The sequence below is a fragment of the Kitasatospora putterlickiae genome, from assembly GCF_039527695.1.
Lineage (GTDB): Bacteria > Actinomycetota > Actinomycetes > Streptomycetales > Streptomycetaceae > Kitasatospora > Kitasatospora putterlickiae.
Map to the genome: position 1 here is coordinate 1 of NZ_BAAAKJ010000440.1, position 12,360 is coordinate 12,360.

Below are 12,360 nucleotides of genomic sequence, written 5' to 3' on the forward strand. Positions count from 1 at the left end.
CCCGCGGCGCCCGGGGCCTGACGCGTTCCCCGGCCCTCCCCGGAGCCCCCGGCGTGCCGCCGCCGGGCTCACGGGGTCGGTCCGGCGTCCCCCTCGGCGAGCAGCCGGGTGAGCCTGGCGTCCTGGGCACGGACGGCGTCGCGGTGGGCGTTCAGCGCCTGGGCGTTGTGGTCGATCTGCTGGCGCTGGTAGCCGGCCAGGACGGTGAACCAGATCCCGGCCAGGTTGGTGCGGGTGGTGCAGTCGGCGTCGGCCCGGGCGGTGGCCAGTTCGGCGGGGGTGGTCTCCGGCGCGGCGCGGAAGCGGTCCAGGAGCGCCGCCGGGTCGTCGGCCTGGAACCCCGCGGCGGCCATGCAGTCGGCCCACCGCGCGGTCGCCTCCGTGACCCGCTGGTCCCGCCCGGTGGCGTCCAGCGAATCCGCGAAGAGCCTCCCGATGAGGTCGGCCCCCGGCCCCGGCGCCGAGCCGATCCGTTCGGAGGCCTGCCGGTCGCAGTCGACCCGGGTGGTGTCGTAGGCCTCGCCGGCTACGGCGGCCGGGCCCGCCCCGGGAACGGTCCGCCTGGGCGGGTGGAACCCCTGGACGCCCGCGATCTCCGCCCCGAGGTACCCCCAGGCCCCGGCCGGCAGGGCGGTGGCGTTGTCCGGGGGCCGTGCCTCCTGCAGGCCGTCGCCGCTGAATCCGGTGTAACCGGCCCGGTGCATGCAGGAGACGACCAGCGCATTGCGCACCTGAATCTCCTTCACGGCACCCTGGTCGCCGGACTGATAAGCGGAAAGCGGAAGTCCGGTCATTCCGGCCCGGCCGGATTCCGGGGCTTTCGCCACGTCGATCGCCGGTGGCGTCATGGTGGAATCCGCGGAACCCCCTCCGGAGGGTCCGGCGCAGCCTGTGAAAAAGGCCGATAAAACGACCGCAGCGGCGGCGGTGGTGAATCGTCCGAAATGCGTCGGGCGGGGCAATCGGAAGCTCCGATCCTCAGGAACGGCAGGACTGTTCGGACCCTAGCGCATGCCTGTGCGGAGCGGCCCGCCGCGCGTCCGGGTGATTCGGCTTGGCCGGAAAAGAACTGTTCGGCCGTGCATCGTCATGTCAGCCTCTGGAGTCGCAGCCGTTACCCCTTCGGAGGGTCCATATGATTCGCCGCACAAATCTTTCGGAACGTTCTTCCGGGCATCCGTCCGGAAAATCCCGGAGCCGCCGGACCGGCGCACTCGCCGTGCTCACCGCGGCGGCCGCCACATTGCTGCCGACGGTGAATGCCGAGGCCGTCAACCGGGTCGACTGCGGAAACCGCACCGATTTCGCGAAGGTCTACAACTACGGCTACAGCGGCCGGCTCTGTTTCGCGAACGACGGCTGGATGGCCGTGCGCGTCTACAACGTCGACCGGATCGACGCCGGGAACAACAAGGTCGTCACGTACCTCAGCGGCCTGGGCTCGTGGACCGTCTTCAACTGGGAGCAGTACGACTTCAACGGCAACGTCGGCCACCAGGTGATGATGTACGACATCAACCTCTCCCGCTGGTAGCCGCCGGCGGACGGGCCCCGCGGGCCCGCGCGGGCGAGGACGCCCGCTGACCCGCGGTGCCGGGCGGGTGCGGTCGCCCGGCACCGTCTCCGACGGGTCAGAGCACCTCGACCGCGGCTCCCCGGGCCAGTCGGCGCCGGCAGTCCAGCACGTACCGGGCGTGCGCGGTGACCGCCTCGTAGTCGAAGTCGTCGTGGTCGGCGAGCAGCACCACCGCGTCCGCCGCCGCCAGCTCCTCCGGGTCGGCCTCCACCCGCAGGACCGCGCCGAACGGGTCCCCGTGCGGGTCGTGCTCGGCCGCCCGCTGGCCCGGGATCACCGGCTCGGGCACGTGCACCCCGACCACCACGTGCGGGTCGGCGGCCCGGACCTCGGCGCCCATCCGGACCAGCAACTCGGCGACCCGGGCGGCCGGCGTCTCCCGGGCGTCGCCGGTGTTCTTCTTGTACGCCAGCCCGAGCAGCAGCACCCGCGAGCCCTTGACCGAGCGCTGCCGGTCGTTCAGCGCCTCGGCGAGCCGGCGGACCACGTAGTCGGGCATGTGGCTGTTGACGTCGTTGGCCAGCTCGACGAAGCGGAACGACTGGCCGAGCGCCCGCTCCACCCGCCAGGACAGGTAGGACGGGTCGATCGGCAGGCAGTGCCCGCCCACCCCGGGCCCGGGGGTGAACCGCAGGTAGCCGAACGGCTTGGTGGAGGCCGCGTCGATGGCCTCCCAGACGTCGATGCCGAGGTCGTGCGCGAACATCGCCAGCTCGTTGACCAGCGCGATGTTCACGTGCCGGAAGGTGTTCTCCAGCAGCTTGGTCAGCTCGGCCTCCTTGCAGGAGGAGACCGGGACGGTCCGCTCGACCAGTCCGCCGTAGAAGCCCTCGACCGCCTCCAGCGACGCCGGGTCGATGCCGGAGACCACCTTCGGGGTGTTCTCCAGCCGCCAGGTCGGGTTGCCCGGGTCGATCCGCTCGGGGCTGTAGCCGAGGTGGAAGTCCCGTCCGGCGGTCAGCCCGGACCCGGCCTCCAGCAGCGGCGCGAGCAGTTCCTCGGTGGTGCCGGGGTAGGTGGTCGACTCCAGGACCACGCTCGCCCCCGGCCGCAGGTGCTGGGCGAGCAGGGCGGCCGAGGCCTCGATGAACGACAGGTCGGGCGCGCCGTCGCGCAGCGGCGTCGGCACGGTGATCACCGCCACGTCGAAGCCGGCCACGTCGGACGGCTCGGCGGACGGCAGGTAGCTCCCGTTCTCCAGCAGCGGCCGCAGCCGCTCGGCCGGGATGTCCTCGACGTAGGACTCCCCGACGGCCAGCCGTTTGATCCGGCGCTCGTCCACGTCGTAGCCGACCACCCGGTGCCCCACCTCGGCCGCGCGGACCGCGAGCGGCAGCCCCACGTAGCCCTGGCCTGCGATGACAACGCGCATGACGAAGAACCCCCTCCATCGCGACGCCCCCTGGCCCCTCCGGGCGTCCCCCACACGGTCTTCACATCAGGGTAGGGAGCGGGACCGGCCCGCGCGGGCTTTCCCGGGATAACGCCGGACGGGGTCGGCGGCGGGCCGTCGGTGATCCGGCGGCGGGCCCCGTGAGCGCCGGCGGCGGGCCGGGAGAAGAGTGAGGCCGAGACCCGTGGCGTCCTCCAGGAAAGGACGCCACGGTTCCCGGCGCGTGGGCGGGCGCCCCCACCCAGGGTCGCCCGGCCTCGCACGCCCGACCCCCATCGGGTGTGCGACCGTGCCCCCGCAGCCATCCCCCACGGTTGGGTGCGGCGGGCACGTTCACTATGGTGCGCGATCTCCATGGACGGGCAGTGACAGGAGTATGTCCAGTTCGTGGCGGATCGCGACGGCAGGGAAACAGTCCGTGCGGTGGTGGCGGCGGCGGTGGGCGGCCGGTGGTTCGTCCGCGCCGGATCGCACCCCGTCCCACCCCCGGCCGTGCGCCGGGTGCGGGTCAGCCTCGCGGCGTAGGCTGGAGACCCCCGGCCGCTCGGCGTGCCGGGCCGTTCGCGTTGCCCGGACCGGCCCCCGGCCCCCAGGGCAGCACCAGCCACGGGACGAAGAAGAGACTCCAGATGAGCCTGACCGGACTGCTCGATGTCGTCGCGCGGGACGCGGCCCTCGCCGAGGCGATCGAGGCCGCGACCGCCACCGGTGCCGCGGCCGGTGGCCGCCGGCACCTCGACCTGGTCGGGCCGCCCGCCGCCCGGCCGTTCGCGATCGCCGCGATCGCCCGCGCGCTCGCCGGGCAGGCCGCCGGGGAGCGGGGCCGCCCGGTGCTGGCCGTCACCGCCACCGGCCGGGAGGCCGAGGACCTCGCCGCCTCGCTCCGCTCGCTGCTGCCTCCGGACGCGGTCGCCGAGTTCCCGGCCTGGGAGACGCTGCCGCACGAGCGGCTCTCGCCGCGCTCGGACACGGTCGGGCGCCGGCTGGCGGTGCTGCGCCGGATCGTCCACCCGAGCGTCGGGGGCACCTCCCAGCAGGAGGCCGGGGGAGACCCGGCGACCGGGCCGGTGCAGGTGATCGTGGCGCCGGTGCGCTCGGTGCTCCAGCCGCAGGTGAAGGGGCTGGCCGAGCTGGAGCCGGTGGCCGTCCAGCGGGGCGAGTCGCACGATCTGGAGGAGATCGCCCGGCGGCTCGCCGCGGCCGCCTACTCCCGGGTCGAACTGGTCGAGAAGCGGGGCGAGTTCGCCGTGCGCGGCGGCATCCTGGACGTCTTCCCGCCGACCGAGGAGCACCCGCTGCGGGTGGAGTTCTGGGGCGACGACGTCGAGGAGATCCGCTACTTCAAGGTGGCCGACCAGCGGTCGCTGGAGATCGCCGAGCACGGCCTGTGGGCACCGCCCTGTCGCGAGCTGCTGCTGACCGACGAGGTGCGGGCCCGGGCCGCCGAGCTGTCCGCCGGGCACCCGGGGCTGGCCGAGATCCTGGACAAGATCGCCGAAGGCATCGCGGTCGAGGGCATGGAGTCGCTGGCGCCCGTCCTGGTCGACGACATGGAACTGCTGCTGGACGTGCTGCCGCTCGGCTCGGTCGCGGTGGTCTGCGACCCCGAGCGGGTCCGCACCCGCGCCGCCGACCTGGTGGCGACCAGCCAGGAGTTCCTGCACGCCTCCTGGGTGGCGGCCGCGGCCGGCGGCGACCGGCCGATCGACCTGGAGGCGATCGACGTCTCGGCCGCCTCGCTGCGCTCGCTCGCCGAGGTGCGCGAGCACGCCGCGGAGATCGGCCTGCCGTGGTGGTCGGTCAGCCCGTTCGCGACCAGCGACGCCTCGGTGAGCGAGGTGCTGGAGTTCGACGCCAACACGCTGACCCTCGGCATGCACGCGGTCGAGGCGTACCGGGGCGACACCGCGCGGGCGATCGCCGACGCCAAGGAGCGGCTGGCCGCCGACTGGCGGGTCGTCATGGTGACCGAGGGGCACGGCCCGGCCTCGCGGCTCGCCGAGGTGCTCGGCAACGAGGGCATCCCGGCCCGGCTCGTCGCCGACCTCGCCGAGGCGCCGACCCGGGACGTCGTGTACGTCTCCTGCGGCTCGATCGAGCACGGCTTCGTCGACGAGGCGCTCAAGCTGACCGTGGTCACCGAGACCGACCTGTCCGGCCAGAAGTCCTCCACCAAGGACATGCGGCGGATGCCGTCCCGGCGCCGCAACGCGATCGACCCGCTGGCGCTGGTGGCCGGCGACTACGTGGTGCACGAGGCGCACGGCGTCGGCCGGTACGTGGAGATGGTGCAGCGCACCGTGCAGGGCGCCACCCGCGAGTACCTGGTGCTGGAGTACGCGCCGGCCAAGCGCGGCCACCCCGGCGACCGGCTGTTCGTGCCGACCGACCAGCTCGACCAGGTCACCAAGTACGTCGGCGGCGAGGCCCCGACGCTGCACCGGCTCGGCGGCGCGGACTGGGCGAAGACCAAGCAGCGCGCCAAGAAGGCGGTCAAGGAGATCGCCGCCGACCTGATCAAGCTGTACTCGGCCCGGATGGCCGCGCCCGGCCACACCTTCGGCCCGGACACCCCGTGGCAGCGCGAGCTGGAGGACGCCTTCCCCTACGCGGAGACGCCGGACCAGCTGACCACCATCGCCGAGGTCAAGTCGGACATGGAGAAGTCCGTCCCGATGGACCGGCTGATCTGCGGCGACGTCGGCTACGGCAAGACCGAGATCGCGGTGCGGGCGGCCTTCAAGGCGGTGCAGGACGGCAAGCAGGTGGCGGTGCTGGTGCCGACCACGCTGCTGGTGCAGCAGCACTTCTCGACCTTCGCCGAGCGGTACGCCAACTTCCCGGTGACCGTGAAGGCGCTGTCCCGGTTCCAGACCGACAGCGAGGCCAAGGCCGTGCTGGAGGGGCTGTTCGAGGGCTCGGTGGACGTCGTCATCGGCACCCACCGGCTGTTCTCCTCGGAGACCCGCTTCAAGGACCTCGGGCTGGTCATCGTCGACGAGGAGCAGCGGTTCGGCGTCGAGCACAAGGAGCAGCTGAAGAAGCTGCGGGCCAATGTGGACGTGCTCACCATGTCCGCCACCCCGATCCCGCGCACCCTGGAGATGGCCGTCACCGGGATCCGCGAGATGTCCACCATCACCACCCCGCCGGAGGAGCGGCACCCGGTGCTGACCTTCGTCGGACCGTACGACGAGAAGCAGATCTCGGCGGCGATCCGGCGTGAGCTCCTGCGCGAGGGCCAGGTGTTCTACATCCACAACCGGGTGGAGTCGATCGACAAGGCGGCCGCCCGGCTGAAGGACCTGGTGCCCGAGGCGCGGATCGCCACCGCGCACGGGCAGATGGGCGAGACCCAGCTGGAGAAGGTGGTCGTCGACTTCTGGGAGAAGGAGTTCGACGTCCTGGTGTCGACCACGATCGTGGAGTCCGGCATCGACATCTCCAACGCCAACACGCTCATCGTCGAGCGCGGGGACACCTTCGGCCTCTCCCAGCTGCACCAGCTGCGCGGCCGGGTGGGCCGCGGGCGCGAGCGCGGGTACGCGTACATGTTGTACCCGCCGGAGAAGCCGCTGACCGAGACGGCGCACGAGCGGCTGGCCACCATCGCCCAGCACACCGAGATGGGCGCCGGCATGTACGTGGCGATGAAGGACCTGGAGATCCGCGGCGCCGGCAACCTGCTCGGCGGCGAGCAGTCCGGGCACATCGCGGGTGTCGGCTTCGACCTCTACATGCGGATGGTCGGCGAGGCGGTGGCCGAGTTCCGGGAGTCGCTGGCGGGCGGCGGCGAGCCGGAGGAGGAGCCGCTGGAGGTGAAGATCGAGCTGCCGGTCGACGCCCATGTGCCGCACGACTACGCGCCGGGGGAGCGGCTGCGGCTCCAGGCCTACCGCTCGATCGCGGCGGTCAACTCGGAGGAGGACATCACCCAGGTCCGGGACGAGCTGGTCGACCGCTACGGCAAGCTGCCCGAGCCGGTGGAGAACCTGCTGCTGGTGGCGGCGCTGCGGCTGTACGCGCGGCGGTGCGGCATCGCGGACATCACCCTGCAGGGCTCCAACGTGCGGTTCGGGCCGGTCGAGCTGCGGGAGTCGCAGCAGCTGCGGCTGAACCGGCTCTACCCGCGCAGCCAGGTGAAGGCGGCGACCCAGCAGCTGCTGGTGCCGCGGCCGTCCACCGGGCGGATCGGCGGCAAGCCGCTGGTCGGGCGGGAGCTGCTGGCGTGGTGCCGGGAGTTCCTGTCGACGATGTTCGACGACCTGGCGGGGGCCAGGAAGTAGCCGGTCCTGCCGGGTGCGGCGGTCTCGGGCGGTGAGCCCGAGGCCGCCGTCGTCGTTGGTGCGGGCGGGCGTGCCGGGGTGCCCGCGGCGTGCCGGGGCGGGCCGGGGCGGGCGGTGTGTCGGGGCCCGGGGGTGTGAACAGGGCCGTCGGCCGGTCTTCCGTCAGCCGATCTTCCACTGGCCGACCTGGTCGGCGAAGCCGTTGTCCAGGGAGAACTGGACCTTGTCGAGCTTGGTGCCGTCGGGGACCTCGAAGACCACGAAGCCCTTGCCCGTCTCGCCGGCGGCGATGTTGGTCGGGGTCTGGAAGGACGGGCCGGCCTTGGTCTCGGCGAGCGTCGGGCCGTACGCCTGGCCCTGGTCGTCGACCACCTTGGCGCTGCTCCACGGCGCCTCGCTGTACGCCTTGGCGCCGGTCGCCTTGATCTGGAACTGCACGGCGACGTAGTGCTTGCCGTCCGCCGCGGTGAGGTACTCGTTGGTGCTCGTCGCAGGGTCGACCACCTTCACGGCGGTGACGTCGGCGGTGTTGCCCTTCTCCAGGGTGCCCTTGAGGGCGATGGTGTCGCCGATCTTGGCCGGGGCCTTGGCCGCCTCGGCCGGCTTGCTCTCGGCGGGCTTGTTCTCGGCGGGCTTGGCAGCGGCGGCGGTGTCGCCGGCCGCCGGGGCCGAGGCGGCGGTCTGCTTGGCCTCGGTGGAGACGGACGGGCCGCCGGTCGAGTCGCAGGCGGTGGCGGTGAGGACGACGAGCGCGGCGCCGGCCAGCAGAGCGGCGGTGCGGCGGGTGCGGCGGGTGGTGGCGGACATGGCTGTCTCCTACGTCTTCTACGTCTTCTGGTCTTCGGTCCGGTGCCGACCTGACGTGCTGTCGACGGGAGAGATCACACCACAGGCTGTGAATCGAGTCAACAGGCATTTGCGAAATCTCTCCGTTCACGTGTGAACGGCTGGATGGCTGGTGCTGGCTATGCTGTGTAGTCACACCGTTCGATGCCGCCGCCGATCGCCGCCGAAGGAGCCCCATGCCGGACCGTCCCGAGGTGACCGCCGCCGAGATCGCCCGCCTCGCCGGGGTCGGCCGCGCCGCCGTCAGCAACTGGCGCCGCCGCCACCCCGACTTCCCCCGCCCGGTCGGCGGCACCGACAGCAGCCCGACCTTCGCGCTCACCGACGTGGAGTCCTGGCTCCGGACCCAGGGCAAGATCGCCGAACTGCCGCTGCTCGAACGGGTCTGGCGGCTCGTCGAGACCCTGCGCGACCCGGCCGGCCACCCGGCCGTCCCCCTGGTCCAGGCCGGGGCCGTCCTCCTGCTGCACCACCGCACGCCGGAGCGCTGGGCCGCGCTCGCCGACCAGCCGGACACCAGGCTCGCCACCGGCCTGCCGCGCGCCCTCGCCGACACCGCCCGCACCGTGCTGGGCCCCGACGGCGCCGCCGGCCTGCGCCAGCCCGGCCTGCTCGGCTCCACCGAACTGGACCTCGCCCGCCTGCTCGCCGACCTCGCCGCCGCGGCCGGCCCGGCCGACGCCTTCGAACAGCTGCTCACCCGCTACGCCGAGGCCAACACCCGCCAGCTCAGCCCCACCCCGCCGGAGGCCGCCGACCTGCTCGCCGCCGTCGCCGGCGTCCCCGCCACCGTGCTCGACCCCGCCGCCGGCCTCGGCGCGCTGCTGCTCGCCCTGCCCGCCACCACCGACCGCTACGGTCAGGACACCGACCCCGTCACCGCCGCGCTCACCCGGCTCCGGCTCGCCCTGCACGCGCCCGCCGCCGACCCCGCCCCGCTGCCCGTCGACCTCCGCCCCGGCGACGCCCTGCGCGCCGACGCGTACACCGGCCACACCTTCGACGCCGTGCTCTGCCAACCCCCGTACAACGAGCGGGACTGGGGCCACGACGAGCTGCAGTTCGACCGGCGCTGGCCCGGCGGCCTCGTCCCGCCGCGCGGGGAGTCCGAACTCGCCTGGGTGCTGCACTGCCTCGCCCACACCCGCCCCGGCGGGCTCGCCGCCCTGCTGCTCCCGCCGACCGTCGCCGCCCGCCGGGCCGGCCGCCGGGTCCGGGCCGAACTGCTGCGCTCCGGCGCGCTGCGGGCCGTCGTCGCGCTCCCGGCCGGTGCCGCCCCGCCGTACGGCGTGCCGCTCCACCTCTGGGTGCTGCGCGCCCCCCGCCCCGGCGACGACTTCCGCCAGGTCCTGATGCTGGACGCCGCCTCCGCCTCGCCCGGCTCCGCCGAGGTCGCCGAGGGCGGCCGCGACAGGGTCCGCTGGCCCGAACTGCGCCGCACCGTCCTGGACGCCTGGCGCGCCTTCGACCTCGCCGCCCGAGAGGGCCTGCCGCTGCCCCCGGACCGCCCCGGCCGGCACCGGACCGTGGCGGCGATCGACCTGCTCGACGACGAGACCGACCTCTCACCCGCCCGCCACGTCCCGCCGGCCGCCCCGCTCGGCGGCGCGGCCGGGTTCTCCCACCTCGGCGGCCGGCTGACCGAACTGCTGGCCGGGCTCGACGACCCCGGGGCGCTGCTGCCCGAGCCGATCGACGCGGCGGGCACCGCTCCCGGGGGCGGCCCCGCCGGCGGTGGCGGCCCGGTCGTCACGCTGGGCGAGCTGGTCCGCTCCGGACTGCTGGAGGTGCACTCCTCCGGCACCGGCGCGCCCTCCCGGCCGGCCGAGACCGGCCTGACCGGCACCCCCGTCCTGACCGAGCAGGACCTGGTCGCCGGCAGCGCACCCGGCGCCGTCCTCGACCGGTCCGCCACCGGCGCCGACGCCCTGCCGCTGACCCGGCCCGGTGACGTCCTCGTCCCCGCCCTCGGCGGTGGCACCGCCCGGGTCGTCGGCCCGGACGGCCCGCCCGCCGGCGCCGCCCTCGGCCGCCAGCTGCATCTGCTCCGTCCCGACCCGGCGGCCCTCGACCCGGACTTCCTGGCCGGCCACCTGCGCTCCACGGCCGTCGCCCGCCGGGCCGCCAGCCACGCCTCCACCACCACCCGCCTGGACATCCGCCGGGTCGAGCTGCCGCGCCTGCCGATCACCGAACAGCGCCGCCTCGGCGCCGCCTTCGCCCGGATTGCCGTCTTCGACGCCACCCTGCAACGCGCCGCCGCCCTGGGCCGCACCCTCACCCAGGCCGCCACCGACGCCCTCGCCGCCGGCACCGCCGAGCCCCCGCCCGCTCCCTGACGCCCGCACAGGAGGTCGGCCCGGCCGACTTCCTGCTCTGCGGCCGGGGCGACGGGCCGGTGGTGCGCACGCGGCGGGCGGGTGATTCAGGTGCGGTAGAAGGACTCCGGCGTGACGGGCGAGGGCGGTACGGTGTGCGGAGCCGGTTCCGTGATCGGGACGGCCGTCGTCCTCACCCGCTCAGGAGCGCGCATGTCAGGGCAGTACCCCGGGCAGTTCGGCCCACCGCCCGGTGGCGCGCCCACCGGCGGCATACCCGGCACCGGTCCGCAGGCCTACGCCCCGACCATGGCCGTCCCCCCGCAGGGCCCCGGGCGGCAGCCCGGACCGTACGGCGTGCTCGGCCGGGTCCTGGTGGTCCTCGCGCCGCTGCTCTCCTTCGGGCTGCTCGGCATGGTCCCCTCGCTGCTGCTGGCGGTCCGCCGCCGCCGGGCGTACGACATCCTGGGCGCGGTCGTCTACGCCGGGCTCTTCCTCACCTTCTTCATCTGCATGGGGATCGCCGGCAGCTACCCCAAGGGCGACGCCCCGCTCGCCGACGCGATCGGCACCACGATGATGGTGCTGCTGTGGTTCACCCCGCCGGTGCACTTCCTGCTGCTGGACCGCCAGGTGGTCTGGTCCTCGGGCCGGCCGGCGCGGAAGCCCGCTCAGAGCGGCTCCTACGCACCGCCGGGGGGGGGGCGCCCCGGTCCAGCCGTACCCGCAGGCCCAGCCGTACCCCCAGCCGTACGGGACCGCCGCCCCCTACCCGCGGGCCGCCCAGCCGTACCCGGCCGTCGACTCCCACCCGTCGGCCATCTCCCATCCGCCCGTGCGCGCCACGGGAAGCGGAGTCGCCGGCCCCGGACCCACCGGCCCCGGACCCACCGGCCCCGGAGTCGCCGGCCCCGCCACCTCCGACGAGCTGCGCGAACTCGGCGAACTGCTGCGCCGGCAGGCCCGCGAGGACCGCCCGTGACCTTCGCCCGGGTGATCGGCGGCCGCTACCACCTCACCGAGAAGATCGGCCACGGCGGCATGGGCCAGGTCTGGGCCGGCCGCGACGAACGGCTCGCCCGGCCGGTCGCGGTCAAGCTGCTGCGCACCGACCACCTGCTCGCCGCCACCGGCGCCGGCCCCGCCACCGCCGCACACCTCGGGCCCGGCGACGAACTGCGCCACCGCTTCCTGCGCGAGTGCCGCACCACCGCCGCGCTCGACCACCCCGGCCTGGTCACCGTCTTCGACGCGGGCGAGGACGGCGGCGAGCTGTACCTCGTCATGCAGCGCGTGCCCGGCGTCAGCCTGGCCGACCTCATCGCCGAGGACGCGCCGTTCCCGATCGAGCGCGCGGTCTCGGTGGCCGCCCAGCTCTGCGCCGCGCTGGCCGCCGTGCACGCCGTGCCGGTCGTCCACCGTGACCTCAAGCCCAGCAATGTGATGGTCCGTGAGGACGGCCGGACCGTCCTGCTCGACCTCGGCATCGCCACCGCGATCGACCCCGCGGCCACCCGCCTCACGCTCACCGGCGTGCCGATCGGCAGCCCCACGTACATGGCGCCGGAGCAGGCGCTCTCCGCCGCCGTCGACCCGCGCAGCGACCTGTACGCGCTCGGCTGCCTGTTGCACGAGATGCTGACCGGCGAGGGGCCGTTCCGCGCCCCCACCGCCCTGGGACTGCTGCGCCGGCACGTCGACGACCCGCCGGTGCCGCTGCGCGACCTGCGCCCCGAAGTGCCGGCGCCGCTGGAGCGGCTGGTCCTCGACCTGCTCGCCAAGCGGCCGCAGGACCGCCCGGCCGACGCCCAGGAGGTGTACGGGCGGTTGCTGCCGCTGCTGCCCGCCGCCGTTCCGGTGCCGCAGCCCCGGTTCGGCCCGCTGCCCGACCCGGCTCGGCCGTACCGGCATCCGCTCCAGCCACAGCCTCGCCCGGCGGGC

At 74.5% G+C, this 12,360-nt stretch carries 7 protein-coding genes; 4 read left to right on the forward strand and 3 right to left on the reverse strand.

What is annotated here, in order from left to right; translation table 11 throughout:
- Positions 1-68: 68 nt before the first annotated feature.
- Positions 69-731 carry a hypothetical protein gene (locus tag ABD308_RS35975; protein WP_344344351.1) on the reverse strand — a complete coding sequence of 221 codons (663 nt, stop codon included), beginning with the start codon at positions 729-731 and terminating at the stop codon, positions 69-71.
- Positions 732-1,255: 524 nt separating this feature from the next.
- On the opposite strand from ABD308_RS35975, the gene ABD308_RS35980 reads away from it, so the two are divergent.
- Entirely contained in the window at positions 1,256-1,534 is a 279-nt protein-coding gene (locus ABD308_RS35980; RefSeq protein ID WP_344344353.1) for a beta/gamma crystallin domain-containing protein, read from the forward strand.
- Positions 1,535-1,631: 97 nt separating this feature from the next.
- On the opposite strand, the gene ABD308_RS35985 is transcribed toward ABD308_RS35980, so the two are convergent.
- Positions 1,632-2,948, reverse strand: a complete 1,317-nt coding sequence (locus ABD308_RS35985) for a nucleotide sugar dehydrogenase (protein WP_344344355.1) — start codon at positions 2,946-2,948, stop codon at positions 1,632-1,634.
- Between the two features lie 650 nt (positions 2,949-3,598).
- Between ABD308_RS35985 and mfd the strand changes: the two genes are divergently transcribed.
- Complete coding sequence (gene mfd, locus ABD308_RS35990; protein WP_344344357.1) at positions 3,599-7,255, forward strand: transcription-repair coupling factor; 3,657 nt, start codon at positions 3,599-3,601, stop codon at positions 7,253-7,255.
- A gap of 162 nt (positions 7,256-7,417) precedes the next feature.
- Here mfd and ABD308_RS35995 read toward each other — a convergent pair whose 3' ends face one another.
- Positions 7,418-8,062, reverse strand: a complete 645-nt coding sequence (locus ABD308_RS35995; RefSeq protein ID WP_344344359.1) for a DUF4352 domain-containing protein — start codon at positions 8,060-8,062, stop codon at positions 7,418-7,420.
- A 215-nt stretch (positions 8,063-8,277) separates the two neighbouring features.
- On the opposite strand from ABD308_RS35995, the gene ABD308_RS36000 reads away from it, so the two are divergent.
- Together ABD308_RS36000 and ABD308_RS39835 are read left to right on the forward strand one after the other, a co-directional pair.
- On the forward strand, positions 8,278-10,440 hold the full coding sequence (locus tag ABD308_RS36000) for an N-6 DNA methylase (protein ID WP_344344361.1): 2,163 nt from the start codon (positions 8,278-8,280) through the stop codon (positions 10,438-10,440).
- Between the two features lie 192 nt (positions 10,441-10,632).
- Positions 10,633-12,360, forward strand: a 1,728-nt coding sequence (locus ABD308_RS39835; protein WP_425554940.1) for a serine/threonine-protein kinase, incomplete at its 3' end; no start/stop codon positions are given.

Excerpts from the sequence above, each read along its gene's own strand:
- ABD308_RS35985 (WP_344344355.1), bottom strand. The coding sequence starts at position 2,948 with ATGCGCGTTGTCATCGCAGGCCAGGGCTACGTGGGGCTGCCGCTCGCG.
- mfd (WP_344344357.1), top strand. The coding sequence starts at position 3,599 with ATGAGCCTGACCGGACTGCTCGATGTCGTCGCGCGGGACGCGGCCCTC.
- ABD308_RS35995 (WP_344344359.1), bottom strand. The coding sequence starts at position 8,062 with ATGTCCGCCACCACCCGCCGCACCCGCCGCACCGCCGCTCTGCTGGCC.
- ABD308_RS36000 (WP_344344361.1), top strand. The coding sequence starts at position 8,278 with ATGCCGGACCGTCCCGAGGTGACCGCCGCCGAGATCGCCCGCCTCGCC.